The sequence below is a fragment of the Citrobacter amalonaticus genome, from assembly GCF_037053465.1.
Classification (GTDB): domain Bacteria; phylum Pseudomonadota; class Gammaproteobacteria; order Enterobacterales; family Enterobacteriaceae; genus Citrobacter_A; species Citrobacter_A amalonaticus_H.
Map to the genome: position 1 here is coordinate 1 of NZ_JBALIF010000027.1, position 26,361 is coordinate 26,361.

The window sequence follows — 26,361 nt, forward strand, 5'->3', positions numbered from 1 at the left end:
TAATGCCGGGCGACAACATCAAAATGGTTGTTACCCTGATCCACCCGATCGCGATGGACGACGGTCTGCGTTTCGCAATCCGTGAAGGCGGCCGTACTGTAGGCGCGGGCGTTGTTGCTAAAGTTCTGGGCTAATTACTCGTTAATTAGCGTTGAACAGAAAAGGGCGCTTCGGCGCCCTTTTTGCTATTTAGCGGTCATATTTCTTCGCAATTTTTACACTTCTCCCGTTGCGTACATAGAATTGTGCTATTGTAATCATAACTATTCTCATTTACACTTTGCGCAGAAATTGAACGGGAGCGATCATGTACGTTTGTTTGTGTAATGGTGTAAGTGATAAAAAAATTCGTCAGGCGGTACGTCAGTTTCACCCTCAATCTTTCCAGCAACTGCGTAAGTTTATTCCTGTAGGAAATCAATGCGGTAAATGCATCCGGGCAGCACGTGAAGTGATGCAAGATGAGTTAACGCAAATGCCAGAATTTAAAGAAATCGCCTGAGTCACACTCTTTTTTTTGACATCCCTGTAGCCCCATCTATGCTCTGGAGAGTGGAAGCGGAGGGACTATAAAATGAAAGGTGATGTTAAAATCATAAATTATCTCAATAAACTGTTGGGAAATGAGCTTGTCGCGATCAACCAGTATTTTCTCCATGCCCGTATGTTCAAGAATTGGGGACTCACTCGTCTCAATGATGTTGAGTACCATGAATCCATTGATGAGATGAAACACGCGGATAAATATATTGAGCGTATTTTGTTTCTGGAAGGGATCCCGAATCTTCAGGACCTTGGGAAACTGGGCATTGGGGAGGATGTTGAGGAGATGCTTCAGTCCGATCTTCGATTAGAACTCGAAGGGGCAAAAGACTTACGTGAAGCGATCGCCTATGCTGATACTGTCCATGATTATGTCAGTCGGGATATGATGATCGAAATTCTTGCTGATGAAGAAGGGCACATCGACTGGCTTGAGACGGAATTGGATCTCATCTCAAAAATTGGCCTACAAAATTATCTGCAGTCGCAGATTGCAGTGACCAACTAAGCGCTCCAAAGGTCAATTTGTGACATCCGGTAATGAAACCCGCCGCCGCCAGAAAAGGGCCAAAAGGCAGCGGGTTTTTTAGTGCCGCTGTCCCCTTTATGAATATCAGTACCGCAATTCCTGCACAGGCCAACAGCGCGGCCCAAAACACCAGAATGGGTAATGTTCCCCAACCATGCCACGCGCCCAACGCGGCAAGAAATTTCACATCGCCATAGCCAAGTCCCTCCCTCTTTCGTAGAGCCCAATAGCCCCAATAGAAAAAGGCAAAACCAGCATAGCCTGCGACTGCCCCCCATACAGCATCAGAGAGTTGTGTTGGAAAGAAGCATTGATGAAAAATAAGCCCGCCCCAAAGCAGAGGACAGGTCATTCGGTCCGGCAATAGTCCCGTACGCATATCGTAAAAACCAAGATAAATGGATAGTGATGCGTAAAACATCAGAAAGGGCAGGGCTACAGCCATCGGGTCATCTCCTGTCAATAGTGGCATTACTTTAAATACTGCTCATCTGCGAGCAAGGCGCTTGAGTGGAGAATGCCGGGCGCTTTCCGACAAATATGTGGAATCTCATTGGTTACAGGAAAGTCTGGAACCCTGTTCGCATTGCAGGCGAAGTGATGAATATCTACACGACACTTGCTTCAGACTGAGATTTGCGTATAATGCGCGGGCTTGTCTTAATCGACGGCAGGTTCGATTTGAACCTCGGATAATCGATTTGGTTATCTAACAATGCTCCCAATCGGGGGGCTACGTAAGAACGGTTACACTCTCCCATCAATCGTAATGGGTCTGAGGAGTAATCATTTTCGTTTATAAAATAATTGGAGCTCTGGTCTCATGCAGAACCAAAGAATCCGTATCCGCCTGAAAGCGTTTGATCATCGTCTGATCGATCAATCAACCGCGGAAATCGTCGAGACTGCCAAGCGCACTGGTGCGCAGGTACGTGGTCCGATCCCGCTGCCGACCCGCAAAGAGCGCTTTACCGTTCTGATCTCTCCGCACGTCAACAAAGACGCGCGTGATCAGTACGAAATTCGCACTCACAAGCGTCTGGTTGACATCGTTGAGCCAACTGAAAAAACCGTTGATGCTCTGATGCGTCTGGACCTGGCTGCCGGTGTAGACGTGCAGATCAGCCTGGGTTAATCAGGTCATCGAGCGATTGAGAGGTTGATACAATGATTGGTTTAGTCGGTAAAAAAGTGGGTATGACCCGCATCTTCACTGAAGATGGCGTATCTATCCCAGTAACCGTAATCGAAGTTGAAGCAAACCGCGTTACTCAGGTTAAAGATCTGGCTAGCGATGGCTACCGCGCTATTCAGGTTACCACGGGTGCTAAAAAAGCTAACCGTGTAACCAAACCGGAAGCTGGTCACTTTGCTAAAGCTGGCGTAGAAGCTGGCCGCGGCCTGTGGGAGTTCCGTCTGGCAGAGGGTGAAGAATTCACTGTTGGTCAGAGCATTAGCGTTGAACTGTTTGCTGACGTTAAAAAAGTTGACGTAACCGGCACCTCTAAAGGTAAAGGTTTCGCAGGTACCGTTAAGCGCTGGAACTTCCGTACCCAGGACGCGACTCACGGTAACTCCTTGTCTCACCGTGTTCCGGGTTCTATCGGTCAGAACCAGACTCCGGGCAAAGTGTTCAAAGGCAAGAAAATGGCAGGTCAGCTGGGCAACGAACGTGTCACCGTTCAGAGCCTGGACGTAGTACGTGTTGACGCTGAGCGCAACCTGCTGCTGGTTAAAGGTGGTGTTCCGGGTGCGACCGGTTGCGACCTGATCGTTAAACCAGCTGTGAAGGCGTAAGGGGATAGCAATGGAATTAGTATTGAAAGACGCGCAGAGCGCGCTGACTGTTTCCGAAACTACCTTCGGTCGTGATTTCAACGAAGCGCTGGTTCACCAGGTTGTTGTTGCTTATGCAGCTGGTGCTCGTCAGGGTACTCGTGCTCAGAAGACTCGTGCTGAAGTAACTGGTTCAGGCAAAAAGCCGTGGCGCCAGAAAGGTACCGGCCGTGCGCGTTCAGGTTCTATCAAGAGCCCGATCTGGCGTTCAGGTGGCGTAACCTTCGCTGCTCGTCCGCAGGACCACAGTCAAAAAGTAAACAAAAAGATGTACCGCGGCGCGCTGAAAAGCATTCTGTCCGAACTGGTACGTCAGGATCGTCTGATCGTTGTCGAGAAGTTCTCTGTAGAAGCGCCTAAAACTAAGCTGCTGGCACAGAAACTGAAAGACATGGCTCTGGAAGATGTGCTGATCATCACCGGTGAGCTGGACGAAAACCTGTTCCTGGCTGCGCGCAACCTGCACAAGGTTGACGTACGCGATGCAACTGGTATCGACCCGGTTAGCCTGATCGCCTTCGACAAAGTCGTAATGACTGCTGATGCTGTTAAGCAAGTTGAGGAGATGCTGGCATGATTCGTGAAGAACGTCTGCTGAAGGTGCTGCGTGCACCGCACGTTTCTGAAAAAGCGTCTACTGCGATGGAAAAAACCAACACCATCGTTCTCAAAGTTGCTAAAGACGCGACCAAAGCAGAGATCAAAGCTGCTGTGCAGAAACTGTTTGAAGTCGAAGTCGAAGTCGTTAACACCCTGGTAGTTAAAGGGAAAGTTAAACGTCACGGACAGCGTATCGGTCGTCGTAGCGACTGGAAAAAAGCTTACGTCACCCTGAAAGAAGGCCAGAATCTGGACTTCGTTGGCGGCGCTGAGTAAGTCGGAGGAGTAATACAATGGCAGTTGTTAAATGTAAACCGACATCTCCGGGTCGTCGCCACGTTGTTAAAGTGGTTAACCCTGAGCTGCACAAGGGCAAACCTTTTGCTCCGTTGCTGGAAAAAAACAGCAAATCCGGTGGTCGTAACAACAATGGCCGTATCACCACTCGTCATATCGGTGGTGGCCACAAGCAGGCGTACCGTATTGTTGACTTCAAACGCAACAAAGATGGTATTCCGGCAGTTGTTGAACGTCTTGAGTACGATCCGAACCGTTCCGCGAACATCGCGCTGGTTCTGTACAAAGACGGCGAGCGCCGTTACATCCTGGCCCCTAAAGGCCTGAAAGCTGGCGACCAGATCCAATCTGGCGTTGATGCTGCAATCAAACCAGGCAACACCCTGCCGATGCGCAATATCCCGGTTGGTTCTACCGTTCATAACGTAGAAATGAAACCAGGTAAAGGCGGTCAGCTGGCACGTTCCGCAGGTACTTACGTTCAGATCGTTGCGCGCGATGGTGCTTATGTCACCCTGCGTCTGCGTTCTGGTGAAATGCGTAAAGTCGAAGCAGACTGCCGTGCAACTCTGGGCGAAGTTGGCAATGCTGAGCATATGCTGCGCGTTCTGGGTAAAGCAGGTGCTGCTCGCTGGCGTGGTGTTCGTCCGACCGTTCGCGGTACCGCGATGAACCCAGTCGACCACCCACATGGTGGTGGTGAAGGTCGTAACTTTGGTAAGCACCCGGTAACTCCGTGGGGCGTTCAGACCAAAGGTAAGAAGACCCGCAGCAACAAGCGTACTGATAAATTCATCGTACGTCGCCGTAGCAAATAATTTTAGAGGATAAGCCATGCCACGTTCTCTCAAGAAAGGTCCTTTTATTGACCTGCACTTGCTGAAGAAGGTAGAGAAAGCGGTGGAAAGCGGAGACAAGAAGCCCCTGCGCACTTGGTCCCGTCGTTCAACGATCTTTCCTAACATGATCGGTTTGACCATCGCTGTCCATAATGGTCGTCAGCACGTTCCAGTATTTGTAACCGATGAAATGGTCGGTCACAAACTGGGTGAATTCGCACCGACTCGTACTTATCGCGGCCATGCTGCTGATAAAAAAGCGAAGAAGAAATAAGGTAGGAGGAAGAGATGGAAACTATCGCTAAACATCGCCATGCTCGTTCTTCTGCTCAGAAGGTTCGCCTTGTTGCTGACCTGATTCGCGGTAAGAAAGTGTCGCAGGCTCTGGATATTCTGACCTACACCAATAAGAAAGCGGCTGTACTGGTCAAGAAGGTACTGGAATCTGCCATTGCTAACGCTGAACACAACGATGGCGCTGACATTGACGATCTGAAAGTTACGAAAATTTTCGTAGACGAAGGCCCGAGCATGAAGCGCATTATGCCGCGTGCAAAAGGTCGTGCAGATCGCATCCTGAAGCGCACCAGCCACATCACTGTGGTTGTGTCCGATCGCTGAGACTCTGGAGACTAGCAATGGGTCAGAAAGTACATCCTAATGGTATTCGCCTGGGTATTGTAAAACCATGGAACTCTACCTGGTTTGCGAACACCAAAGAATTCGCTGACAACCTGGACAGCGATTTTAAAGTACGTCAGTACCTGACTAAGGAACTGGCTAAAGCGTCCGTATCTCGTATCGTTATCGAGCGTCCGGCTAAGAGCATCCGTGTAACTATTCACACTGCTCGCCCGGGTATCGTTATCGGTAAGAAAGGTGAAGACGTAGAAAAACTGCGTAAGGTCGTAGCGGATATCGCTGGCGTTCCTGCACAGATCAATATCGCCGAAGTTCGTAAACCTGAACTGGACGCAAAACTGGTTGCTGACAGCATCACTTCTCAGCTGGAACGTCGTGTTATGTTCCGTCGTGCGATGAAGCGTGCTGTACAGAACGCAATGCGTCTGGGCGCTAAAGGTATCAAAGTTGAAGTTAGCGGCCGTCTGGGCGGCGCGGAAATCGCACGTACCGAATGGTACCGCGAAGGTCGCGTACCGCTGCACACTCTGCGTGCTGACATCGACTACAACACCTCTGAAGCGCACACCACTTACGGTGTAATCGGCGTTAAAGTGTGGATCTTCAAAGGCGAGATCCTGGGTGGTATGGCTGCTGTTGAACAACCGGAAAAACCGGCTGCGCAACCTAAAAAGCAGCAGCGTAAAGGCCGTAAATAAGGAGCGTCGCTGATGTTACAACCAAAGCGTACAAAATTCCGTAAAATGCACAAAGGCCGTAACCGCGGTCTGGCTGCTGGCGCGGATGTTAGCTTCGGCAGCTTCGGTCTGAAAGCTGTTGGCCGTGGTCGTCTGACTGCCCGTCAGATCGAAGCAGCACGTCGTGCTATGACCCGTGCAGTTAAGCGTCAAGGTAAGATCTGGATCCGTGTATTCCCGGACAAACCGATCACTGAAAAGCCGCTGGCAGTGCGTATGGGTAAAGGTAAAGGTAACGTGGAGTATTGGGTTGCCTTGATTCAGCCGGGTAAAGTCCTGTATGAAATGGACGGCGTACCGGAAGAGCTGGCCCGTGAAGCATTCAAGCTGGCAGCAGCGAAACTGCCGATTAAAACCACCTTTGTAACTAAGACGGTGATGTAATGAAAGCAAAAGAGCTGCGTGAGAAGAGCGTTGAAGAGCTGAACACCGAGCTGCTGAACCTGCTGCGTGAGCAGTTCAACCTGCGTATGCAGGCTGCAAGTGGCCAGCTGCAACAGTCTCACCTGTTGAAGCAAGTGCGTCGTGATGTCGCACGCGTTAAGACTTTACTGACTGAGAAGGCGGGTGCGTAATGACCGATAAAATCCGTACTCTGCAAGGTCGCGTTGTTAGCGACAAAATGGAGAAATCCATTGTTGTTGCTATCGAACGTTTTGTGAAACACCCGATCTACGGTAAATTCATTAAGCGTACGACCAAACTGCACGTACATGACGAGAACAACGAATGCGGTATCGGCGACAAGGTTGAAATCCGTGAATGCCGTCCGCTGTCTAAGACTAAGTCCTGGACACTGGTTCGCGTTGTAGAGAAAGCGGTTCTGTAATACAGTACGCATTCTCAACGAATAAACGGCTCAGCGATGGGCCGTTTATTTTTTCTACCCATATCATAAGAGCGGTGTTATAATGCCGCGCCCCCGATATGGGGCTTTTTTAACGACCTGATTTCGGGTCTCAGTAGTAGTTGACATTAGCGGAGCACTAAAATGATCCAAGAACAGACTATGCTGAACGTCGCCGACAACTCCGGTGCACGTCGCGTAATGTGTATCAAGGTTCTGGGTGGCTCGCACCGTCGCTACGCAGGCGTAGGCGACATCATCAAGATCACCATCAAAGAAGCAATTCCGCGTGGTAAGGTCAAAAAAGGTGATGTGCTGAAGGCGGTAGTGGTGCGCACCAAGAAGGGTGTTCGTCGCCCGGACGGTTCTGTCATTCGCTTCGATGGTAATGCATGCGTTATTTTAAACAATAACAGTGAGCAGCCTATCGGTACGCGTATTTTTGGGCCGGTAACTCGTGAACTTCGTAACGAGAAGTTCATGAAAATTATCTCTCTGGCACCAGAAGTACTCTAAGGAGCGAATCATGGCAGCGAAAATCCGTCGTGATGACGAAGTTATCGTGTTAACCGGTAAAGATAAAGGTAAGCGCGGTAAAGTTAAGAATGTCCTGTCTTCCGGCAAGGTCATTGTTGAAGGTATCAACCTGGTTAAGAAACACCAGAAGCCGGTTCCGGCTCTGAACCAACCAGGCGGCATTGTTGAGAAAGAAGCAGCTATTCAGATCTCTAACATTGCAATCTTCAATGCGGCAACCGGCAAGGCTGACCGTGTAGGCTTTAGATTCGAAGACGGCAAAAAAGTCCGTTTCTTCAAGTCTAACAGCGAAACTATCAAGTAATTTGGAGTAGTACGATGGCGAAACTGCATGATTACTACAAAGACGAAGTAGTTAATAAACTCATGACTGAGTTTAACTACAATTCTGTCATGCAAGTCCCTCGGGTCGAGAAGATCACCCTGAACATGGGTGTTGGTGAAGCGATCGCTGACAAGAAACTGCTGGATAACGCAGCAGCTGACCTGACAGCAATCTCCGGTCAAAAACCGCTGATCACCAAAGCACGCAAATCTGTTGCAGGCTTCAAAATCCGTCAGGGCTATCCGATCGGCTGTAAAGTAACTCTGCGTGGCGAACGCATGTGGGAGTTCTTTGAGCGCCTGATCACTATTGCTGTACCGCGTATCCGTGACTTCCGTGGCTTGTCCGCTAAGTCTTTCGACGGTCGTGGTAACTACAGCATGGGTGTCCGTGAGCAGATCATCTTCCCAGAAATCGACTACGATAAAGTCGACCGCGTTCGTGGTTTGGATATTACCATTACCACTACTGCGAAATCTGACGAAGAAGGCCGTGCTCTGCTGGCTGCCTTTGACTTCCCGTTCCGCAAGTAAGGTAGGGTTACTGAATGGCTAAGCAATCAATGAAAGCACGCGAAGTAAAACGCGTAGCTTTAGCTGATAAATACTTCGCGAAACGCGCTGAACTGAAAGCGATCATCTCTGATGTGAACGCTTCCGACGAAGATCGTTGGAATGCTGTTCTTAAGCTGCAGTCTCTGCCGCGTGATTCCAGCCCGTCTCGTCAGCGTAAGCGCTGCCGTCAAACAGGTCGTCCACATGGCTATGTGGGCAAGTTCGGGTTGAGCCGTATCAAGCTTCGTGAAGCCGCTATGCGCGGTGAAGTACCAGGCTTGAAAAAGGCTAGCTGGTAATTGTCACCAATTGAATCACGGGAGTAAAGACAGATGAGCATGCAAGATCCGATCGCGGATATGCTGACCCGTATCCGTAACGGTCAGGCCGCGAACAAAGCTGCGGTCACCATGCCTTCCTCCAAGCTGAAAGTGGCAATTGCCAACGTGCTGAAGGAAGAAGGTTTTATTGAAGATTTTAAAGTTGAAGGCGACACCAAGCCGGAACTGGAACTGACTCTTAAGTATTTCCAGGGTAAAGCTGTTGTAGAAAGCATTCAGCGTGTCAGCCGCCCAGGTCTGCGCATCTACAAACGTAAAGATGAGCTGCCGAAAGTTATGGCGGGTCTGGGTATCGCAGTTGTTTCTACCTCTAAAGGTGTTATGACTGATCGTGCAGCGCGCCAGGCTGGTCTTGGTGGCGAAATTATCTGCTACGTAGCCTAATCGGAGGAAAAAATGTCTCGTGTTGCTAAAGCACCGGTCGTTGTTCCTGCCGGCGTTGATGTAAAAATCAACGGTCAGGTTATTACGATCAAAGGTAAAAACGGCGAGCTGACTCGTACTCTCAACGATGCTGTTGAAGTTAAACATGCAGATAATGCACTGACCTTCGGTCCGCGTGATGGTTACGTAGACGGTTGGGCTCAGGCTGGTACCGCGCGTGCCCTGCTGAACTCAATGGTTATCGGTGTTACCGAAGGCTTCACTAAGAAGCTGCAGCTGGTTGGTGTAGGTTATCGTGCAGCGGTTAAAGGGAACGTAGTAAACCTGTCTTTAGGTTTCTCACACCCCGTTGACCATCAGCTGCCGGCAGGGATTACTGCAGAATGTCCGAGTCAAACTGAAATCGTGCTGAAAGGCGCTGATAAGCAGGTAATCGGCCAGGTTGCAGCAGATCTGCGTGCCTACCGTCGTCCTGAGCCTTACAAAGGCAAGGGTGTTCGTTACGCCGACGAAGTCGTGCGTACCAAAGAGGCTAAGAAGAAGTAAGGTAACACTATGGATAAGAAATCTGCTCGTATCCGTCGTGCGACCCGCGCACGCCGCAAGCTCAAAGAGCTGGGCGCAACTCGCCTGGTGGTACATCGTACCCCGCGTCATATTTACGCACAGGTAATTGCACCGAACGGTTCTGAAGTTCTGGTAGCTGCTTCTACTGTAGAAAAAGCTATCGCTGAACAACTGAAGTACACCGGTAACAAAGACGCGGCTGCAGCTGTGGGTAAAGCTGTCGCTGAACGCGCTCTGGAAAAAGGCATCAAAGATGTGTCCTTTGACCGTTCCGGGTTCCAATATCATGGTCGTGTCCAGGCACTGGCAGATGCTGCCCGTGAAGCTGGCCTTCAGTTCTAAGGTAGAGGTGTAAGATGGCTCACATCGAAAAACAAGCTGGCGAACTGCAGGAAAAGCTGATCGCGGTAAACCGCGTATCTAAAACCGTAAAAGGTGGTCGTATTTTCTCCTTCACAGCTCTGACTGTTGTTGGTGATGGTAACGGTCGCGTTGGTTTTGGTTACGGTAAAGCGCGTGAAGTTCCAGCAGCGATCCAGAAAGCGATGGAAAAAGCCCGTCGCAATATGATTAACGTCGCGCTGAACAACGGTACCCTGCAACACCCGGTTAAAGGTGTTCACACGGGTTCTCGTGTATTCATGCAGCCAGCTTCCGAAGGTACCGGTATCATTGCCGGTGGTGCAATGCGCGCCGTTCTGGAAGTTGCTGGGGTTCATAACGTTCTGGCTAAAGCATACGGTTCCACCAACCCGATCAACGTGGTTCGTGCAACTATTGATGGCCTGGAAAATATGAATTCTCCAGAAATGGTCGCTGCCAAGCGTGGTAAATCCGTTGAAGAAATTCTGGGGAAATAAACCATGGCAAAGACTATTAAAATTACTCAAACCCGCAGTGCAATCGGTCGTCTGCCGAAACACAAGGCAACGCTGCTTGGCCTGGGTCTGCGTCGTATTGGTCACACCGTAGAGCGCGAGGATACTCCTGCTGTTCGTGGTATGGTCAACGCGGTTTCCTTCATGGTTAAAGTTGAGGAGTAAGAGATGCGTTTAAATACTCTGTCTCCGGCCGAAGGCTCCAAAAAGGCGGGTAAACGCCTGGGTCGTGGTATCGGTTCTGGCCTCGGTAAAACCGGTGGTCGTGGTCACAAAGGTCAGAAGTCTCGTTCTGGCGGTGGCGTACGTCGCGGTTTCGAGGGCGGCCAGATGCCTCTGTATCGTCGTCTGCCGAAATTCGGCTTCACTTCTCGCAAAGCAGCGATTACAGCCGAAGTTCGTCTGTCTGACCTGGCTAAAGTAGAAGGCGGTGTTGTAGACCTGAACACGCTGAAAGCGGCTAACATTATCGGTATCCAGATCGAGTTCGCGAAAGTGATCCTGGCTGGTGAAGTTACAACTCCGGTAACTGTTCGTGGCCTGCGTGTTACTAAAGGCGCTCGTGCTGCTATCGAAGCTGCTGGCGGTAAAATCGAGGAATAAGTAGCAGATGGCTAAACAACCGGGATTAGATTTTCAAAGTGCCAAAGGTGGCTTAGGCGAGCTGAAACGCAGACTGCTGTTTGTTATCGGTGCGCTTATCGTGTTCCGTATTGGCTCTTTTATTCCGATCCCTGGTATTGATGCCGCTGTCCTTGCCAAACTGCTTGAGCAACAGCGAGGCACCATCATTGAAATGTTTAACATGTTCTCTGGTGGTGCTCTCAGCCGTGCTTCTATCTTTGCTCTGGGTATTATGCCGTACATTTCGGCATCGATTATTATCCAGCTTCTGACGGTGGTTCATCCAACGTTGGCAGAAATTAAGAAGGAAGGGGAGTCTGGTCGTCGTAAGATCAGCCAGTACACCCGTTACGGTACTCTGGTGCTGGCGATATTCCAGTCGATCGGTATTGCTACCGGTCTGCCGAATATGCCTGGTATGCAGGGCCTGGTAATGAATCCAGGCTTTGCATTCTATTTCACCGCTGTTGTCAGTCTGGTCACAGGAACAATGTTCCTGATGTGGTTGGGTGAACAGATTACTGAACGTGGTATCGGCAACGGTATCTCGATCATTATCTTCGCCGGTATTGTTGCGGGACTCCCGCCAGCCATTGCCCATACTATCGAGCAAGCGCGTCAAGGCGACCTGCACTTCCTCGTGTTGCTGTTGGTTGCAGTATTAGTATTTGCAGTGACGTTCTTTGTTGTATTTGTTGAGCGTGGTCAACGCCGCATTGTGGTAAACTACGCGAAACGTCAGCAAGGTCGTCGTGTCTATGCTGCACAGAGCACACATTTACCGCTGAAAGTGAATATGGCGGGGGTAATCCCGGCAATCTTCGCTTCCAGTATTATTCTGTTCCCGGCAACCATCGCGTCATGGTTCGGGGGCGGAACTGGTTGGAACTGGCTGACAACAATTTCGCTGTATTTGCAGCCTGGGCAACCGCTTTATGTGTTACTCTATGCGTCTGCAATCATCTTCTTCTGTTTCTTCTACACGGCGTTGGTCTTCAACCCGCGTGAAACAGCAGATAACCTGAAGAAGTCCGGTGCATTTGTACCAGGAATTCGTCCGGGAGAGCAAACGGCGAAGTATATCGATAAAGTAATGACCCGCCTGACTTTGGTTGGTGCGCTCTACATTACTTTTATCTGCCTGATCCCGGAGTTCATGCGTGATGCAATGAAAGTACCGTTCTACTTCGGTGGGACCTCACTGCTTATCGTTGTTGTCGTGATTATGGACTTTATGGCTCAAGTGCAAACTCTGATGATGTCCAGTCAGTATGAGTCTGCATTGAAGAAGGCGAACCTGAAAGGCTACGGCCGATAATTGGTCGCCCGAGAAGTTACGGAGAGTAAAAATGAAAGTTCGTGCTTCCGTCAAGAAATTATGCCGTAACTGCAAAATCGTTAAGCGTGATGGTGTCATCCGTGTGATTTGCAGTGCCGAGCCGAAGCATAAACAGCGCCAAGGCTGATTTATTCGCATATTTTTCTTGCAAAGTTGGGTTGAGCTGGCTAGATTAGCCAGCCAATCTTTTGTATGTCTGTACGTTTCCATTTGAGTATCCTGAAAACGGGCTTTTCAGCATGGTGCGTACATATTAAATAGTAGGAGTGCATAGTGGCCCGTATAGCAGGCATTAACATTCCTGATCAAAAACATGCTGTGATCGCATTAACGTCGATCTACGGCATCGGTAAAACCCGTTCTAAAGCCATCCTGGCTGCAGCGGGTATCGCTGAAAATGTTAAGATCAGTGAGCTGTCTGAAGGACAAATCGACACGCTGCGTGACGAAGTTGCCAAATTTGTCGTTGAAGGTGATCTGCGCCGTGAAATCAGCATGAGCATCAAGCGCCTGATGGATCTTGGTTGCTATCGCGGTTTGCGTCATCGTCGTGGTCTGCCAGTGCGCGGTCAGCGTACTAAGACCAACGCACGTACCCGTAAGGGTCCGCGCAAACCGATCAAGAAATAATCGGGGTGATTGAATAATGGCAAAGGCACCAATTCGTGCACGTAAACGTGTAAGAAAACAAGTCTCTGACGGCGTGGCTCATATCCATGCTTCTTTCAACAACACCATCGTGACTATCACTGATCGTCAGGGTAACGCGCTGGGTTGGGCAACAGCCGGTGGTTCCGGTTTCCGTGGTTCTCGCAAATCTACTCCGTTCGCAGCTCAGGTTGCAGCAGAGCGTTGCGCTGACGCCGTAAAAGAATACGGTATCAAGAATCTGGAAGTTATGGTTAAAGGTCCGGGTCCAGGCCGCGAATCTACTATTCGTGCTCTGAACGCCGCTGGTTTCCGCATCACTAATATTACTGATGTGACTCCGATCCCTCATAACGGTTGTCGTCCGCCGAAAAAACGTCGCGTATAACGCTTCGTTTTCCAGGTTTGTTGGAGAAAGAAAATGGCAAGATATTTGGGTCCTAAGCTCAAGCTGAGCCGTCGTGAGGGCACCGACTTATTCCTTAAGTCTGGCGTTCGCGCGATCGATACCAAGTGTAAAATTGAACAAGCTCCTGGCCAGCACGGTGCGCGTAAACCGCGTCTGTCTGACTATGGTGTGCAGTTGCGTGAAAAGCAAAAAGTTCGCCGTATCTACGGTGTGCTGGAGCGTCAGTTCCGTAACTACTACAAAGAAGCAGCACGTCTGAAAGGCAACACCGGTGAAAACCTGTTGGCTCTGCTGGAAGGTCGTCTGGACAACGTTGTATACCGTATGGGCTTCGGCGCCACTCGTGCAGAAGCACGTCAGCTGGTTAGCCATAAAGCGATTATGGTAAACGGTCGTGTTGTTAACATCGCTTCTTATCAGGTTAGTCCGAATGACGTTGTTAGCATTCGTGAGAAAGCGAAGAAGCAGTCTCGCGTGAAAGCCGCTCTGGAGCTGGCTGAGCAGCGTGAAAAGCCAACCTGGCTGGAAGTTGATGCTGGCAAGATGGAAGGTACGTACAAGCGTAAGCCTGAGCGTTCTGATCTGTCTGCGGACATTAACGAACACCTGATCGTCGAGCTTTACTCCAAGTAAAGCTTAGTACCAAAGAGAGGACACAATGCAGGGTTCTGTGACAGAGTTTCTAAAACCGCGCCTGGTAGATATCGAGCAAGTGAGTTCGACGCACGCCAAGGTGACCCTTGAGCCTTTAGAGCGTGGCTTTGGCCATACTCTGGGTAACGCACTGCGCCGTATTCTGCTCTCATCGATGCCGGGTTGCGCGGTGACCGAGGTTGAGATTGATGGTGTACTACATGAGTACAGCACCAAAGAAGGCGTTCAGGAAGACATCCTGGAAATCCTGCTCAACCTGAAAGGGCTGGCGGTGAGAGTTCAGGGTAAAGATGAAGTTATTCTTACCTTGAATAAATCTGGCATTGGCCCTGTGACTGCAGCCGACATTACCCATGATGGGGATGTCGAAATCGTCAAGCCGCAGCACGTGATCTGCCACCTGACCGATGAGAACGCGTCTATTAGCATGCGTATCAAAGTTCAGCGCGGTCGTGGTTATGTGCCGGCTTCTACCCGAATTCATTCGGAAGAAGATGAGCGCCCAATCGGCCGTCTGCTGGTCGACGCATGCTATAGCCCTGTAGAGCGTATTGCCTACAATGTTGAAGCAGCGCGTGTAGAACAGCGTACCGACCTGGACAAGCTGGTCATCGAAATGGAAACCAACGGCACAATCGATCCTGAAGAGGCGATTCGTCGTGCGGCGACCATTCTGGCTGAACAACTGGAAGCTTTCGTTGACTTACGTGATGTACGTCAGCCGGAAGTGAAAGAAGAGAAACCAGAATTCGATCCGATCCTGCTGCGCCCTGTTGACGATCTGGAATTGACTGTCCGCTCTGCTAACTGCCTTAAAGCAGAAGCTATCCACTATATCGGTGATCTGGTACAGCGTACTGAGGTTGAGCTTCTTAAGACGCCTAACCTTGGTAAAAAATCTCTTACTGAGATTAAAGACGTGCTGGCTTCCCGTGGACTGTCTCTGGGCATGCGCCTGGAAAACTGGCCACCGGCAAGCATCGCTGACGAGTAACCGGATCACAGGTTAAGGTTTTACTGAGAAGGATAAGGTCATGCGCCATCGTAAGAGTGGTCGTCAACTGAACCGCAACAGCAGCCATCGCCAGGCTATGTTCCGCAACATGGCAGGTTCACTGGTTCGTCATGAAATCATCAAGACGACCCTGCCTAAAGCGAAAGAGCTGCGCCGCGTAGTTGAGCCGCTGATTACTCTTGCCAAGACTGATAGCGTAGCTAATCGTCGTCTGGCATTCGCCCGCACTCGTGATAACGAGATCGTGGCAAAACTGTTTAACGAACTGGGCCCGCGTTTCGCGAGCCGTGCCGGTGGTTACACTCGTATTCTGAAGTGTGGCTTCCGTGCAGGCGACAACGCGCCGATGGCATACATCGAGCTGGTTGATCGTTCAGAGAAAGCAGAAGCTGCTGCAGAGTAATCTGCAGTAACGTAAAAAAACCCGCCCCGGCGGGTTTTTTTATATCCGCAGTACCCCCACTTATCTACAATATCTGTACTTATTTTGTTCATCCCCTGGAGCCTTCTATGTGGTTACTGGACCAGTGGGCAGAGCGCTATATCCTCGATGCGCAGAAAAAAGGGGAATTTGAGAATTTACCCGGCAGCGGCGAACCTATGATTCTGGATGATGATTCTCATATTCCTGTTGAGCTTCGGGCTGGTTATCGCTTACTCAAAAATGCCGGTTGTCTGCCACCTGAACTTGAGCAGCGTAAAGAGGCAATCCAGTTGCTGGACCTACTAAAAAGTATTCAGCGGGACGATCCTCAGTATCAGGAAGTAAGCCGACGCTTGTCGCTACTGGAGTTGAAACTTCGACAGGCGGGTTTGAGCACTGACTTTATACGCAGTGAGTATGCAGAGAAATTACTGCATAAAATTAACGACAATTAGTGGAGTGGAATGTATGTACCGCATTGGTGAGTTAGCAAAGATGGCGGAAGTCACCCCTGATACCATCCGCTACTACGAAAAGCAGCAGATGATGGAACATGAGGTGCGCACAGAAGGCGGTTTCCGGTTGTATACGGAACAAGATCTTCAGCGTCTGAAATTCATCCGCTACGCCCGACAGCTTGGGTTTACCCTTGAGTCGATCCGTGAATTGTTGTCGATCCGTATCGATCCCGAGCATCACACCTGCCAGGAATCAAAAGGGATCGTGCAGGAACGATTAAAAGAGGTCGAAGCGCGTATTGCTGAGTTGCAGAGTATGCAGCGTTCATTACAGCTTCTCAATGATGCCTGCTGCGGCACCGCACATAGCAGTGTGTACTGCTCGATTCTGGAAGCACTGGAGCAGGGGGCCAGTGGGGTGAAATCGGTCTGTTGATTTATTAATCGCGTGAGACTACACTCGCGCCGTTAAACCACAAACTGGAGCTATTATGAGTCGTTATCAGCATACGAAAGGGCAGATAAAGGACAATGCCATTGAGGCATTACTACATGACCCACTATTCAGGCAGCGTGTTGAGAAAAACAAGAAAGGAAAAGGCAGTTATTTACGAAAAGGCAAGCACGCTAATTGGGGTAACTGGGAGGCCAGTGGCAAGAAAGAGAATCACTTTTTTACCACTGGCCTTCTGCTTTCTGCCTCCTGTTAAGAACGATTATTTTGTTCTTTTAACAGGTCACGAATTTCAGTGAGCAGAACTTCTTCTTTTGTCGGTGCAGGTGCTGCAGCCGGCTCTTCTTTCTTACGATTAAGTTTGTTAATGAGCTTAATCGCCATGAAAATAGCAAATGCCACAATCACAAAGTCGAAGATGTTCTGAATAAAGACTCCGTAATGCATCACAACCGCCGGGATATCTCCCTGCGCATCACGAAGCGTGACAGCAAATTGCTTAAAGTCGATCCCACCAATTAATAAACCCAGCGGCGGCATGATGATATCGGCTACTAATGACGATACAATTTTACCGAACGCAGCACCAATAATGACACCCACCGCCAAATCGACAACATTTCCCCGCATCGCGAATTCGCGAAATTCTTTAATAATGCTCATTATATCCTCCCTAAATAACTAACGTTATTAAGTTTAACAAATGTTAAGGCATTTTCCATTTTAGTATCAAGTTTAGAGGAAGTAATTATACCTTGATAAATCAGGGGATTTAAAAGGGTGCTAAGGCGCACCCTTTTAACATTAGAGAAAGAAAGGACTTGGCTGGAATAAACGTTCGACGTCGGTGATAAACTTTTTATCCGTCAGGAACATAATGACATGATCGCCTTGTTCGATGCGTAAATTGTCATTGGCAATCATGACATCGTTGCCACGCACAACAGCCCCAATAATGGTTCCCGGTGGAAGTTTAATTTCATCAATGGCCCGACCGACCACCCGTGACGTACTTTCATCGCCGTGGGCAACGGCTTCAATGGCTTCTGCCACTCCACGACGCAATGAGGAGACACCCACAATATCTGCTTTTCGTACGTGGCTGAGAAGTGCAGATATCGTCGCCTGCTGTGGCGAAATGGCGATATCAATAACACTTCCCTGGACAAGATCGACATAAGCGCGGCGTTGGATCAGCACCATCACCTTTTTCGCCCCCATCCGCTTAGCCAACATCGCTGACATGATATTAGCTTCATCGTCGTTGGTAACGGCAATAAACAGATCGACCTGATCGATATGCTCCTCGGCCAGCAATTCTTGATCCGAGGCGTCACCAAAGAAGACGATCGTATTCTGCAGTTTTTCGGCCAGCTCGGCAGCGCGCTGTTGATCGCGTTCGATCAGCTTCACGCTGTAATCTTTCTCAAGACGACGCGCCAGACCTGCCCCAATATTACCGCCGCCAACCAGCATGATGCGCTTGTAAGGTTTTTCGAGGCGTTGCAGTTCACTCATGACTGCTCGAATATGCTGCGAAGCGGCGATAAAGAAGACCTCATCGCCTGCTTCAACAATGGTTGATCCTTGCGGGCGAATGGGTCTGTCATGACGGAAAATCGCCGCCACGCGGGTATCGATATGTGGCATATGTTCGCGCATCGTTGAAAGCGCGTTACCGATCAGCGGGCCACCATAGTAGGCTTTTACCACCGCCAGACTCACTTTACCTTCCGCGAAATTGACTACCTGTAACGCACCAGGATACTCAATGAGTCGATAAATACTGTCGATAACGAGTTGCTCAGGGGCGATCAGGTGATCGATTGGCACGGCTTCTGAGTGGAACAGTTTGTCCGCATCCCGGACATAATCAGGGGAGCGGATACGGGCGATTCGATTCGGCGTATTGAACAGCGAATAAGCTACCTGGCAGGCAACCATATTGGTTTCATCAGAACTGGTCACGGCAACCAGCATGTCGGCATCGTCCGCGCCTGCTTCACGCAATACGCGTGGATGTGAGCCGTGTCCCTGAACGACACGCAGATCGAACTTGTCCTGTAGGCTTCGCAGACGTTCTCCGTTGGTATCGACCACCGTGATATCGTTGTTTTCGCCAACCAGGTTTTCCGCCAGCGTTCCGCCTACTTGTCCTGCGCCCAGAATGATTATTTTCATCAGTCGTGACCCGTTATCTCATCACTTTTTGATTAGCTTAGCGTAAAAGAAGCCATCGCCTTCTTCCGCACCCGGCAGTTTTTGCAAGCCCGGCTGTTCAGGTGTGCCTGTCTCGCTAAGCGTTGCATCCGGAGTTCGCTGCAAAAAGGCGCTTACCTGCTGGCAGTTCTCTTCCGGCAAGACTGAACAGGTGGCATAGACCAGCGTCCCCCCAGATTTCAGATGCGGCCAGACGGCATCAAGAATTTCAGCCTGCAATGTTGCCAGTTCTGCAATATCGCGATCCCGGCGTAACCATTTGATATCAGGGTGTCGGCGAATAACACCCGCTGCGGAGCACGGGGCGTCTAACAGGATACGATCGAACACCTGTTCACCACACCACTGCACGGGGTAACGCCCATCGCCCTGCTTAACCGTGGCTTTCATCCCGAGACGCTTCAGGTTGTCATAGACACGTGAGAGTCGTTGTTCATCTACATCGACAGCTAACACATTAGCTTCTGGCGCGGCTTCGAGGATATGTGTGGTTTTACCGCCCGGCGCGGCGCACAAATCTAAAATGTGTTCGCCATTTTGTGGCGAGAGGAAGGTAACGCAACCCTGAGCAGAGGCGTCCTGGACCGTGACCCATCCTTCATCAAATCCCGGAAGCGCGTGAATGGGTGCTGGTGTTTCCAGACGTACCGCATCAGGATAGTCAGGATGTGGATAACCTTTCAGACCTGCTTCTTCAAGTAACGCTAGCCAGCCATCACGCGTATGGTGCGTGCGGTTCACGCGTAACCACATCGGTGGCCGTAGATTGTTGGCGTCTACAATGGATTCCCATTGTGTCGGATAGGCTTTTTGCAGGCGTTTCAGCAACCATGAAGGATGTAAAAAACGTGCATCACTACGGGCGAACTCCGCCAGTAGTTCTTCCTGTTGACGCTGAAACTGGCGCAGAACGCCGTTTATCAGCCCTTTAAGCTGCGGACGCTTAATGGCGACTGCGCCTTCGACGGTTTCTGCCAGTGCGGCGTGCGGTGGAATACGGGTATACAGTAACTGGTAGAATCCCATCATGATCAGGTAATGAACGGTACGCTGTTTTCCTGTCATCGGGCGAGACATCAGTTTGTTGATCAGCCAGTCGAGCTGTGGCAGCGTGCGCAGAACCCCAAAGCACAACTCTTGTAGCAGCGCTTTGTCTTTGTCGGAGACTTTTTGTTGTAATGGCGGCAGGACATTGTTTAATGACTGTCCTTGCTCGACGACTTGTTCAACGGCCTGTGCCGCCATACTGCGTAAGTTAATTTTCTTATTCATAACCGCAAAAATAAAAATGCCCGGTAACACCGGGCGTAGTCAGAAGTGACCGTCAGGCCAGACGGTTGCCAGGAATGAACCATTCCCGACGTGAATTTAGTAAATCCTGCGCGCTCATCGCTTTCTTCCCGGCGGGTTGCAATGAGAGCAAATTCAGAATTCCGTTGCCGGTTGCGACCTGAATGCCTTGTTTTGTGGCGTCAAGGATAGTGCCCGGCTCTGCCTGGGTAGCCGTATCAATGACGGTGGCCTGCCAGACTTTTACTGGCTGACCCTCAATTTCCAGCCAACTCATTGGCCAGGGATTGAATGCGCGGATGCAGCGTTCCAGTTGAGCCGCAGAGAGCGACCAGTCTATGCGCGCTTCTTCTTTACTGAGTTTTTCTGCATGGGTAACTAGCGCCTCATCCTGCACTTCAGGACGCGCCTTACCTTCTGCTAACTGTTTCAGCGTCGCGATCAGTCCTTCCGGCCCCAGCTCTGCCAGTTTGTTGTACAAAGTGCCGCTGGTATCTTGTTCCGTGATGGGACAGGCGAGTTTGTAGAGCATATCGCCTGTATCCAGTCCCACATCCATCTGCATAATAGTGACGCCGGTTTCTGCATCGCCCGCCCAGAGTGAACGTTGAATAGGGGCTGCGCCACGCCAGCGTGGTAACAGGGAACCATGAACGTTAATGCAACCGAGTCGCGGCATTTCCAGTACCGCTTTTGGCAGAATCAGACCATATGCTACGACCACCATAACATCAGCATTCAGGTCAGAAACCAGGTGCTGGTTCTCCTGCGGGCGCAAGGAGACAGGCTGGAAAACCGGAATACCTTTTTCTTCTGCCAGCACTTTAACCGGGCTCGGCATCAGTTTTTTACCGCGGCCAGCCGGGCGATCGGGTTGGGTAAACACGCCAACAACGTGATGTCCAGAAGACAACAGCGCGTCAAGATGACGCGCTGCAAAGTCAGGAGTACCCGCAAAAATAATACGTAGTGAGTCTGACACGGTGATTCTTGTCCTTAAGCTCGTGCGTTCAGGCGGTCGAGTTTCTCAACTTTCTGACGAATGCGTTGCTGCTTCAGCGGCGACAGATAATCGATAAATAATTTACCGACCAGGTGATCCATCTCATGCTGAATACAGATAGCCAGCAGGCCATCTGCTTCCAGCTCAAAGGATTTTCCGTCGCGGTCGAGCGCGCGAATTTTCACTTTCTCCGCGCGAGGTACTAAAGCACGTTGTTCCGGAATGGACAGGCAACCTTCTTCGATACCGGTCTCACCTTCTTTTTCCAGAAGTTCCGGGTTAATTAATACCAGACGCTCGTCCCGGTTTTCCGAAACGTCGATCACAATGATACGCTGATGGATATCAACCTGTGTGGCTGCAAGGCCAATGCCTTCTTCTGCATACATCGTTTCGAACATATCATCGACGATACGCTGAATTTCCGCATTCACTTCTTCTACCGGTTTGGCGACTTTGCGAAGGCGCTCGTCCGGAATATGTAACACTTGCAAAACTGACATAGTTATCCAGAGTTGTGTTCAGGAGTTGAAAAGATTATTACCTCTATTCTAGACAAATCCCCATCTGATTGACAGCATCAGTGACCAATCGCAAAGATTGCTAAGACAGCTTGTGGCAGGGGGACAAGGATGACCCGTATCGAAATTTGGTTACGTTTGATGGGTGTGAGTGAATTGTTCGGCGATGAGATGGTACGAATCGCCCACAACCTTACAAAACAGCCGCATATCGATGCTGCTGTTCTTCGACGAGCAGGGCTTACTGCCTCGCAGACAACGCGCTTTCTCACTTTCCCGGAAGCAGGGCTGGAACAGACGCTTTGCTGGCTCGAACAGCCGCATCACCACTTGTTATTGGCGGATACTGACGATTATCCCGCTCAACTTCGTGCTATCAATGATTATCCTGGCGCACTCTTTGTCGCAGGTTTCCCGCATTGCCTTCATGACTTTCAACTTGCTGTTGTGGGAAGCCGAACGCCGTCCTGGTATGGAGAGCGGTGGGGAACCCTATTTTGCGAGAAACTTGCCGGGTGGGAAATTACGATTACCAGTGGTTTGGCGCGCGGTATTGACGGTATTGCTCACAGGGCGGCGATTCAGGCAAAGGGAAAAAGTATTGCTGTATTAGGAAATGGTCTGCAATCCATTTATCCACGTCGTCATACTGGCCTGGCTGATGCGCTAATCGAAAGTGGTGGTGCATTGGTGTCTGAGTTTCCTTTAATGATGTCACCTTTGCCTCGTAATTTTCCCCGTCGGAACCGCATCATCAGTGGGTTAAGTAAAGGTGTTCTGGTGATTGAGGCCGCGCTGCGTAGTGGGTCACTGGTCACCGCGCGTTGTGCGCTGGAGCAGGGAAGAGAGGTCTATGCCATCCCTGGGCCAATAGGCAGTCCCGGCAGTGAAGGTCCGCACTGGCTTGTAAAGCAGGGGGCTACACTTGTGACCGCTCCAGAGGAAATCCTGGAAAATTTGCAGTATGGCTTACATTGGTTGCCAGATCCGCCTGAAAAATCACTTTATTCATCAGATCCAGAAGTCGCAGCATTGCCATTTCCCGAGCTCCTGGCTAACGTAGGAGATGAGGTAACACCTGTTGACGTCGTCGCTGAACGTGCCGGCCAACCTGTGCCAGAGGTAGTGGCTCAACTGCTCGAACTGGAGTTAGCAGGATGGATCGCAGTTGTACCCGGCGGCTATGTCCGATTGAGGAGGGCATGCCATGTTCGACGTACTAATGTATTTGTTTGAGACATATATCCACAATGAAGCCGAACTCCGTGTGGACCAGGACAAACTTGAACGGGATCTTACCGACGCCGGTTTTGAGCGCGAAGACATTTACAATGCGCTTCTGTGGCTGGAAAAGCTTGCTGATTATCAGGAAGGTCTTGCCGAGCCAATGCAACTTGCCTCTGATCCTCTCTCTGTACGTATCTATACTCCAGAAGAGTGTGAAAGGCTGGATGCCAGCTGTCGGGGATTTTTGTTATTCCTTGAGCAGATTCAGGTGCTAAACCTCGAAACGCGAGAAATGGTGATTGAACGCGTACTCGCGCTGGATACCGCAGAATTCGACCTGGAGGACCTCAAGTGGGTCATCCTGATGGTTTTGTTCAACATTCCAGGTTGTGAAAATGCATATCAGCAAATGGAAGAATTACTCTTTGAAGTGAATGAAGGTATGCTGCATTAATCAACCTTAATTCAGCATGAGTTGTTATGGCTAAATCAGCACTGTTTTCGGTGCGTAAAAATGAGCCCTGCCCGCAGTGTGGGGCTGAACTGGTTATCCGTTCCGGGAAACACGGTCCGTTTCTCGGTTGCTCACAGTATCCGGAATGCGACTACATCCGTCCGCTGAAATCCTCGGCGGACGGGCACATCGTCAAAGTTCTGGAGGGGAAATTCTGCCCTTCCTGCGGTGCCGAACTGGTGTTACGCCAGGGACGTTTTGGTATGTTTATTGGGTGCAGTCGTTATCCTGAATGTGAACATACCGAGCTCATTGATAAACCGGATGAAACTGCAATAACCTGCCCTCAATGCCAGACGGGCCATCTGGTCCAGCGACGTTCACGTTATGGCAAAACATTTCACTCTTGCGATCGCTATCCGGAGTGTCAGTTTGTTATTAACTTCAAACCGATAGCCGGAGAGTGTCCAGAGTGTCACTATCCGCTACTCATCGAAAAGAAAACCGCGCAGGGTGTGAAGCACTTTTGCGCCAGTAAACAATGTGGAAAGCCGGTTTCGGCGGAACAAAAAAGTGAATAATAACCTGCCAGCAGGCCCTATCGCTGAGGCGATAAAGGTACTAAAAGAAGAAAACGTCATCGCTTATCCAACAGAGGCTGTTTTTGGCGTCGGGTGTGATCCCGATAGTGAAACGGCCGTTAATCGCCTGTTGGTCTTGAAACAGCGTCCGGTCGATAAAGGCTTAATTCTGATCGCCGCCAATTTTGAGCAGCTCAGGCCGTATATTGACGATAGCATGTTAACCGATGCCCAACGCGAGGCTGTTTTTTCGCGTTGGCCTGGTCCGGTGACCTTTGTCTTCCCGGCACCTGCGACGACACCGCGCTGGTTGACGGGGCGCTTTGATTCCCTGGCGGTGCGTGTGACGGACCATCCGCTGGTGGTCGCTTTGTGCCAGGCTTATGGAAAGCCTTTGGTTTCAACCAGCGCCAACCTGAGCGGTTTGCCGCCCTGCCGTACAGTAGAGGAAGTCCGTGCGCAGTTTGGAGAAGACTTCCCGGTGGTGTCAGGGGAAACCGGCGGTCGTTTAAATCCTTCTGAAATTCGTGATGCCCTGACGGGTGAGTTGTTTCGACAGGGGTAAGATGATGGAAACCTATGCGGTTTTTGGCAATCCAATCGCACACAGTAAGTCACCGTTTATTCACCAGCAATTTGCGCAGCAACTGCAGATTACACACCCATATGGTCGTGTACTGGCGCCTGTAAATGATTTCATTAATACCCTGAACACCTTTTTTGCGAAAGGTGGTAAAGGGGCGAATGTGACGGTGCCTTTTAAAGAAGAAGCATTTGCGCGCGCAGATGAACTTACAGAACGCGCAGCGCTGGCTGGTGCGGTGAATACCATCAAGCGACTCGATGATGGTCGTTTGCTGGGCGATAATACGGACGGTATTGGTCTGCTGAGCGATCTTGAGCGTTTGTCATTTATTCATCCCGGGCAGCGGATCCTGTTGATTGGCGCAGGTGGGGCCTCGCGAGGCGTGCTGTTGCCGCTGCTTTCTCTGGACTGCGGGGTCACTATCGTCAACCGTACAGCATCGCGCGCGGAAGAACTGGCCCAGGTTTTTGCACATACGGGCAGTGTTCAGGCGCTGGATATGGATGAGCTGGAAGGGCAGGAATTTGATCTGATCATCAATGCGACATCCAGCGGCATCAGCGGTGAGATCCCAGCGATCCCGGCGTCGCTTATTCATCCCTCTGTATGTTGTTACGATATGTTCTACCAAAAAGGTCATACGCCCTTTATCTCCTGGTGTGAACGTCAGGGAGCGAAGCGCTATGCCGACGGTCTGGGAATGCTGGTGGGACAGGCTGCTCATGCTGTTCTCCTTTGGCACGGTGTGTTACCTGAAATTGAACCGGTGATTGCACGCCTCAAGCAAGAACTGTCCTCATGAATCAGGCTATTCAGTTCCCGGATCGGGAAGAGTGGAATGTGCAAAAGGATGCGGTCTGTTTTCCTGCACTGGTAAATGGGATGCAGCTAACGTGCGCGATCAAGGGAGAGGTGCTGGCGAAGCGCTTTGGTGGTGAAACGGCAGAACAATGGTTAGCGATTTTTTGCGAGCATCGCTGGGATCTGGAAGAAGAAGCGGAAGCGCTGATCCAGTCCCAGCAAGAAGATGATCACGGTTGGGTCTGGCTATCCTGAGCAAGATACTCGTCTTTCCACTTTACATAGTTTTTGGCGGAGTATTGCAGACTCACTTTCTCTTCATCAGTTAACGGTCGGATCTTTTTGACCGGGCTTCCCAAATAGAGATAACCGCTTTCAAGACGCTTATTTTGTGGTATCAGGCTTCCCGCGCCAATCATCACATCGTCTTCAATCACTGCGCCATCCAGCAGAATTGATCCCATCCCGACTAATACGCGGTTGCCAATCGTGCAGCCGTGTAACATTACTTTATGTCCGACGGTGACATCTTCACCCACGATGAGCGGATTGCCCTCCGGATTGGAGGTGGATTTGTGCGTGACGTGCAGGACACTGCCGTCCTGAATATTCGTACGTGCGCCGATCGCAACGTAATTCACATCGCCACGGATCGCGACAAGCGGCCAAATCCCAACATCGTCCGCCAGACGAACATCGCCAATGATCACGCTACTGGCGTCAAGCATCACCCGTTGGCCGATCTGTGGGAAAAGATCCTGATAAGGACGTAATACGTCTGACATGTTTACCTCAAGGAAAGAGAACAGTAACGATGACTTTGGTTGCATTTCTGACCTTCTGCAAGTGATTTAGCTATCAAAAATCGGTCAAATTGCACATGAATGGAGCGAAAGGGGTGAAAATTCAGCAAACAGAAAAAAAGATCCAAAAAAGGCTTGTGCAAAAAAATGGGATCCCTATAATGCGCCTCCGTTGAGACGACAAAGTGAAACACTTCACAAGATGGTCATCACAGCAAAGAGAAAAATCCTGAAGTTAAGGGTTGACTCTAAAAGAGGAAAGCGTAATATACGCCACCTCGCGACAGAGCGCTAAAGCGCGTCGCAACTGCTCTTTAACAATTTATCAGACAATCTGTGTGGGCACTCAAAGTGACAGGAATTCTTAACGTCGCAAGACGAAAAATGAATACCA

General features: G+C 50.2%; 45 protein-coding genes and 2 pseudogenes. 40 read left to right on the forward strand and 7 right to left on the reverse strand.

The annotated features are described in order from the left end of the window. From tuf to bfr, 3 genes and pseudogenes are all read left to right on the forward strand, one after another. A pseudogene (tuf, locus tag WB371_RS22655) lies at nucleotides 1-134 on the forward strand (elongation factor Tu); the annotation flags it as partial. 173 nt (nucleotides 135-307) lie between these two features. Further along, nucleotides 308-502: a bacterioferritin-associated ferredoxin gene (gene bfd, locus WB371_RS22660; protein ID WP_042293128.1), complete on the forward strand. Its 195-nt coding sequence runs from the start codon at nucleotides 308-310 to the stop codon at nucleotides 500-502. A 72-nt stretch (nucleotides 503-574) separates the two neighbouring features. Then, on the forward strand, nucleotides 575-1,051 hold the full coding sequence (bfr, locus tag WB371_RS22665) for a bacterioferritin (protein WP_336222242.1): 477 nt from the start codon (nucleotides 575-577) through the stop codon (nucleotides 1,049-1,051). Nucleotides 1,052-1,076: 25 nt separating this feature from the next. On the opposite strand, the pseudogene WB371_RS22670 reads toward bfr, so the two are convergent. Then, nucleotides 1,077-1,517, reverse strand: a pseudogene (locus tag WB371_RS22670) (prepilin peptidase); the annotation flags it as partial. 378 nt (nucleotides 1,518-1,895) lie between these two features. Between WB371_RS22670 and rpsJ the strand changes: the two are divergent. From rpsJ to WB371_RS22825, 31 genes are all read left to right on the forward strand, one after another. Further along, on the forward strand, nucleotides 1,896-2,207 hold the full coding sequence (gene rpsJ, locus WB371_RS22675) for a 30S ribosomal protein S10 (RefSeq protein ID WP_001181005.1): 312 nt from the start codon (nucleotides 1,896-1,898) through the stop codon (nucleotides 2,205-2,207). A 32-nt stretch (nucleotides 2,208-2,239) separates the two neighbouring features. Continuing rightward, nucleotides 2,240-2,869, forward strand: a complete 630-nt coding sequence (gene rplC / locus WB371_RS22680; RefSeq protein ID WP_336222243.1) for a 50S ribosomal protein L3 — start codon at nucleotides 2,240-2,242, stop codon at nucleotides 2,867-2,869. Between the two features lie 10 nt (nucleotides 2,870-2,879). Then, on the forward strand, nucleotides 2,880-3,485 hold the full coding sequence (gene rplD / locus WB371_RS22685) for a 50S ribosomal protein L4 (protein ID WP_000424395.1): 606 nt from the start codon (nucleotides 2,880-2,882) through the stop codon (nucleotides 3,483-3,485). Continuing rightward, nucleotides 3,482-3,784: a 50S ribosomal protein L23 gene (gene rplW, locus WB371_RS22690; protein WP_000617546.1), complete on the forward strand. Its 303-nt coding sequence runs from the start codon at nucleotides 3,482-3,484 to the stop codon at nucleotides 3,782-3,784. Before rplD ends, rplW begins: the two co-directional genes overlap by 4 nt. A gap of 17 nt (nucleotides 3,785-3,801) precedes the next feature. Next, nucleotides 3,802-4,623 carry a 50S ribosomal protein L2 gene (gene rplB, locus WB371_RS22695; protein WP_000301864.1) on the forward strand — a complete coding sequence of 274 codons (822 nt, stop codon included), beginning with the start codon at nucleotides 3,802-3,804 and terminating at the stop codon, nucleotides 4,621-4,623. Between the two features lie 16 nt (nucleotides 4,624-4,639). Next, on the forward strand, nucleotides 4,640-4,918 hold the full coding sequence (gene rpsS, locus WB371_RS22700) for a 30S ribosomal protein S19 (protein WP_001138117.1): 279 nt from the start codon (nucleotides 4,640-4,642) through the stop codon (nucleotides 4,916-4,918). A gap of 14 nt (nucleotides 4,919-4,932) precedes the next feature. After that, entirely contained in the window at nucleotides 4,933-5,265 is a 333-nt protein-coding gene (gene rplV, locus WB371_RS22705) for a 50S ribosomal protein L22 (protein WP_000447529.1), read from the forward strand. A 17-nt stretch (nucleotides 5,266-5,282) separates the two neighbouring features. Further along, nucleotides 5,283-5,984: a 30S ribosomal protein S3 gene (gene rpsC / locus WB371_RS22710; RefSeq protein ID WP_000529945.1), complete on the forward strand. Its 702-nt coding sequence runs from the start codon at nucleotides 5,283-5,285 to the stop codon at nucleotides 5,982-5,984. 12 nt (nucleotides 5,985-5,996) lie between these two features. Beyond that, the gene (gene rplP / locus WB371_RS22715; protein WP_000941208.1) at nucleotides 5,997-6,407 is read left to right on the forward strand and encodes a 50S ribosomal protein L16; all 411 of its coding nucleotides are present in this window, start codon (nucleotides 5,997-5,999) and stop codon (nucleotides 6,405-6,407) included. Continuing rightward, nucleotides 6,407-6,598 (forward strand): 50S ribosomal protein L29, encoded by a 192-nt coding sequence (gene rpmC / locus WB371_RS22720; protein ID WP_000644742.1) that lies wholly within the window; start codon nucleotides 6,407-6,409, stop codon nucleotides 6,596-6,598. Before rplP ends, rpmC begins: the two co-directional genes overlap by 1 nt. Beyond that, complete coding sequence (gene rpsQ, locus WB371_RS22725) at nucleotides 6,598-6,852, forward strand: 30S ribosomal protein S17 (protein WP_002438707.1); 255 nt, start codon at nucleotides 6,598-6,600, stop codon at nucleotides 6,850-6,852. Before rpmC ends, rpsQ begins: the two co-directional genes overlap by 1 nt. Nucleotides 6,853-7,014: 162 nt before the next feature. Continuing rightward, nucleotides 7,015-7,386 carry a 50S ribosomal protein L14 gene (gene rplN / locus WB371_RS22730; RefSeq protein WP_000613954.1) on the forward strand — a complete coding sequence of 124 codons (372 nt, stop codon included), beginning with the start codon at nucleotides 7,015-7,017 and terminating at the stop codon, nucleotides 7,384-7,386. A gap of 10 nt (nucleotides 7,387-7,396) precedes the next feature. Next, complete coding sequence (rplX, locus tag WB371_RS22735; protein ID WP_015962742.1) at nucleotides 7,397-7,711, forward strand: 50S ribosomal protein L24; 315 nt, start codon at nucleotides 7,397-7,399, stop codon at nucleotides 7,709-7,711. A gap of 14 nt (nucleotides 7,712-7,725) precedes the next feature. Then, nucleotides 7,726-8,265 (forward strand): 50S ribosomal protein L5, encoded by a 540-nt coding sequence (rplE, locus tag WB371_RS22740; RefSeq protein ID WP_001096206.1) that lies wholly within the window; start codon nucleotides 7,726-7,728, stop codon nucleotides 8,263-8,265. Between the two features lie 14 nt (nucleotides 8,266-8,279). After that, complete coding sequence (rpsN, locus tag WB371_RS22745; RefSeq protein WP_336222244.1) at nucleotides 8,280-8,585, forward strand: 30S ribosomal protein S14; 306 nt, start codon at nucleotides 8,280-8,282, stop codon at nucleotides 8,583-8,585. A gap of 33 nt (nucleotides 8,586-8,618) precedes the next feature. Continuing rightward, entirely contained in the window at nucleotides 8,619-9,011 is a 393-nt protein-coding gene (gene rpsH, locus WB371_RS22750) for a 30S ribosomal protein S8 (RefSeq protein ID WP_000062611.1), read from the forward strand. Between the two features lie 12 nt (nucleotides 9,012-9,023). Next, nucleotides 9,024-9,557, forward strand: coding sequence for a 50S ribosomal protein L6 (gene rplF, locus WB371_RS22755; protein WP_044183887.1), 534 nt, complete (start codon nucleotides 9,024-9,026; stop codon nucleotides 9,555-9,557). A 9-nt stretch (nucleotides 9,558-9,566) separates the two neighbouring features. Beyond that, nucleotides 9,567-9,920: a 50S ribosomal protein L18 gene (gene rplR / locus WB371_RS22760; RefSeq protein WP_000358956.1), complete on the forward strand. Its 354-nt coding sequence runs from the start codon at nucleotides 9,567-9,569 to the stop codon at nucleotides 9,918-9,920. 14 nt (nucleotides 9,921-9,934) lie between these two features. Beyond that, nucleotides 9,935-10,438, forward strand: a complete 504-nt coding sequence (gene rpsE / locus WB371_RS22765; protein WP_000940121.1) for a 30S ribosomal protein S5 — start codon at nucleotides 9,935-9,937, stop codon at nucleotides 10,436-10,438. Between the two features lie 3 nt (nucleotides 10,439-10,441). After that, nucleotides 10,442-10,621: a 50S ribosomal protein L30 gene (rpmD, locus tag WB371_RS22770; RefSeq protein WP_001140434.1), complete on the forward strand. Its 180-nt coding sequence runs from the start codon at nucleotides 10,442-10,444 to the stop codon at nucleotides 10,619-10,621. A gap of 3 nt (nucleotides 10,622-10,624) precedes the next feature. After that, complete coding sequence (gene rplO, locus WB371_RS22775) at nucleotides 10,625-11,059, forward strand: 50S ribosomal protein L15 (protein ID WP_001238917.1); 435 nt, start codon at nucleotides 10,625-10,627, stop codon at nucleotides 11,057-11,059. Between the two features lie 7 nt (nucleotides 11,060-11,066). After that, a complete protein-coding gene (secY, locus tag WB371_RS22780) occupies nucleotides 11,067-12,398 on the forward strand; it encodes a preprotein translocase subunit SecY (RefSeq protein WP_001118864.1) in 1,332 nt (443 codons plus the stop codon). A gap of 31 nt (nucleotides 12,399-12,429) precedes the next feature. Continuing rightward, nucleotides 12,430-12,546: a 50S ribosomal protein L36 gene (gene rpmJ / locus WB371_RS22785; protein ID WP_000868187.1), complete on the forward strand. Its 117-nt coding sequence runs from the start codon at nucleotides 12,430-12,432 to the stop codon at nucleotides 12,544-12,546. Nucleotides 12,547-12,692: 146 nt separating this feature from the next. Beyond that, the gene (gene rpsM / locus WB371_RS22790; RefSeq protein ID WP_012908431.1) at nucleotides 12,693-13,049 is read left to right on the forward strand and encodes a 30S ribosomal protein S13; all 357 of its coding nucleotides are present in this window, start codon (nucleotides 12,693-12,695) and stop codon (nucleotides 13,047-13,049) included. Nucleotides 13,050-13,065: 16 nt separating this feature from the next. Next, complete coding sequence (rpsK, locus tag WB371_RS22795) at nucleotides 13,066-13,455, forward strand: 30S ribosomal protein S11 (RefSeq protein WP_001029684.1); 390 nt, start codon at nucleotides 13,066-13,068, stop codon at nucleotides 13,453-13,455. A 33-nt stretch (nucleotides 13,456-13,488) separates the two neighbouring features. Next, nucleotides 13,489-14,109 carry a 30S ribosomal protein S4 gene (gene rpsD, locus WB371_RS22800; RefSeq protein ID WP_000135226.1) on the forward strand — a complete coding sequence of 207 codons (621 nt, stop codon included), beginning with the start codon at nucleotides 13,489-13,491 and terminating at the stop codon, nucleotides 14,107-14,109. A 25-nt stretch (nucleotides 14,110-14,134) separates the two neighbouring features. Next, a complete protein-coding gene (locus WB371_RS22805) occupies nucleotides 14,135-15,124 on the forward strand; it encodes a DNA-directed RNA polymerase subunit alpha (RefSeq protein ID WP_001162094.1) in 990 nt (329 codons plus the stop codon). A gap of 40 nt (nucleotides 15,125-15,164) precedes the next feature. After that, on the forward strand, nucleotides 15,165-15,548 hold the full coding sequence (gene rplQ, locus WB371_RS22810) for a 50S ribosomal protein L17 (RefSeq protein WP_001216368.1): 384 nt from the start codon (nucleotides 15,165-15,167) through the stop codon (nucleotides 15,546-15,548). Nucleotides 15,549-15,655: 107 nt separating this feature from the next. Then, on the forward strand, nucleotides 15,656-16,024 hold the full coding sequence (locus WB371_RS22815) for a DUF1992 domain-containing protein (protein WP_336222245.1): 369 nt from the start codon (nucleotides 15,656-15,658) through the stop codon (nucleotides 16,022-16,024). Between the two features lie 13 nt (nucleotides 16,025-16,037). Beyond that, complete coding sequence (gene zntR / locus WB371_RS22820; RefSeq protein WP_336222246.1) at nucleotides 16,038-16,463, forward strand: Zn(2+)-responsive transcriptional regulator; 426 nt, start codon at nucleotides 16,038-16,040, stop codon at nucleotides 16,461-16,463. Nucleotides 16,464-16,518: 55 nt separating this feature from the next. Next, on the forward strand, nucleotides 16,519-16,737 hold the full coding sequence (locus WB371_RS22825) for an alternative ribosome-rescue factor A (protein WP_336222247.1): 219 nt from the start codon (nucleotides 16,519-16,521) through the stop codon (nucleotides 16,735-16,737). Here the strand turns inward: WB371_RS22825 and mscL are convergent. From mscL to def, 5 genes are all read right to left on the reverse strand, one after another. After that, entirely contained in the window at nucleotides 16,734-17,144 is a 411-nt protein-coding gene (gene mscL / locus WB371_RS22830; RefSeq protein WP_042326268.1) for a large-conductance mechanosensitive channel protein MscL, read from the reverse strand. The two genes, WB371_RS22825 and mscL, sit on opposite strands and share 4 nt — an antisense overlap. Nucleotides 17,145-17,285: 141 nt before the next feature. Next, nucleotides 17,286-18,662: a Trk system potassium transporter TrkA gene (trkA, locus tag WB371_RS22835; RefSeq protein WP_336222248.1), complete on the reverse strand. Its 1,377-nt coding sequence runs from the start codon at nucleotides 18,660-18,662 to the stop codon at nucleotides 17,286-17,288. A gap of 21 nt (nucleotides 18,663-18,683) precedes the next feature. Then, entirely contained in the window at nucleotides 18,684-19,973 is a 1,290-nt protein-coding gene (gene rsmB / locus WB371_RS22840; protein WP_336222249.1) for a 16S rRNA (cytosine(967)-C(5))-methyltransferase RsmB, read from the reverse strand. Nucleotides 19,974-20,025: 52 nt separating this feature from the next. Further along, complete coding sequence (gene fmt, locus WB371_RS22845) at nucleotides 20,026-20,973, reverse strand: methionyl-tRNA formyltransferase (RefSeq protein ID WP_336222250.1); 948 nt, start codon at nucleotides 20,971-20,973, stop codon at nucleotides 20,026-20,028. A gap of 14 nt (nucleotides 20,974-20,987) precedes the next feature. Beyond that, on the reverse strand, nucleotides 20,988-21,497 hold the full coding sequence (def, locus tag WB371_RS22850) for a peptide deformylase (RefSeq protein ID WP_336222251.1): 510 nt from the start codon (nucleotides 21,495-21,497) through the stop codon (nucleotides 20,988-20,990). Nucleotides 21,498-21,626: 129 nt separating this feature from the next. Here def and dprA point away from each other — a divergent pair, with 129 nt between their 5' ends. Genes dprA through WB371_RS22880 form a run of 6 tightly spaced genes read left to right on the forward strand, consistent with a single transcriptional unit; the run spans nucleotide 21,627 to nucleotide 25,419 of the window. After that, nucleotides 21,627-22,751, forward strand: a complete 1,125-nt coding sequence (gene dprA, locus WB371_RS22855; RefSeq protein WP_336222252.1) for a DNA-protecting protein DprA — start codon at nucleotides 21,627-21,629, stop codon at nucleotides 22,749-22,751. Then, the gene (gene smg, locus WB371_RS22860; protein ID WP_336222253.1) at nucleotides 22,723-23,196 is read left to right on the forward strand and encodes a DUF494 family protein Smg; all 474 of its coding nucleotides are present in this window, start codon (nucleotides 22,723-22,725) and stop codon (nucleotides 23,194-23,196) included. The genes dprA and smg overlap by 29 nt, the downstream gene beginning before the upstream one ends. A gap of 26 nt (nucleotides 23,197-23,222) precedes the next feature. Further along, nucleotides 23,223-23,777 carry a type I DNA topoisomerase gene (locus WB371_RS22865; protein ID WP_336222254.1) on the forward strand — a complete coding sequence of 185 codons (555 nt, stop codon included), beginning with the start codon at nucleotides 23,223-23,225 and terminating at the stop codon, nucleotides 23,775-23,777. Beyond that, nucleotides 23,770-24,342 carry an L-threonylcarbamoyladenylate synthase type 1 TsaC gene (gene tsaC / locus WB371_RS22870; protein ID WP_336222255.1) on the forward strand — a complete coding sequence of 191 codons (573 nt, stop codon included), beginning with the start codon at nucleotides 23,770-23,772 and terminating at the stop codon, nucleotides 24,340-24,342. The genes WB371_RS22865 and tsaC overlap by 8 nt, the downstream gene beginning before the upstream one ends. Before the next feature lie 4 nt (nucleotides 24,343-24,346). Beyond that, nucleotides 24,347-25,165 carry a shikimate dehydrogenase gene (gene aroE, locus WB371_RS22875; protein WP_336222258.1) on the forward strand — a complete coding sequence of 273 codons (819 nt, stop codon included), beginning with the start codon at nucleotides 24,347-24,349 and terminating at the stop codon, nucleotides 25,163-25,165. Continuing rightward, nucleotides 25,162-25,419 (forward strand): DUF1488 domain-containing protein, encoded by a 258-nt coding sequence (locus WB371_RS22880; RefSeq protein WP_336222256.1) that lies wholly within the window; start codon nucleotides 25,162-25,164, stop codon nucleotides 25,417-25,419. The genes aroE and WB371_RS22880 overlap by 4 nt, the downstream gene beginning before the upstream one ends. On the opposite strand, the gene WB371_RS22885 is transcribed toward WB371_RS22880, so the two are convergent. Next, nucleotides 25,395-25,949, reverse strand: a complete 555-nt coding sequence (locus WB371_RS22885) for a gamma carbonic anhydrase family protein (RefSeq protein ID WP_336222257.1) — start codon at nucleotides 25,947-25,949, stop codon at nucleotides 25,395-25,397. The two genes, WB371_RS22880 and WB371_RS22885, sit on opposite strands and share 25 nt — an antisense overlap. Nucleotides 25,950-26,361 lie beyond the last annotated feature (412 nt).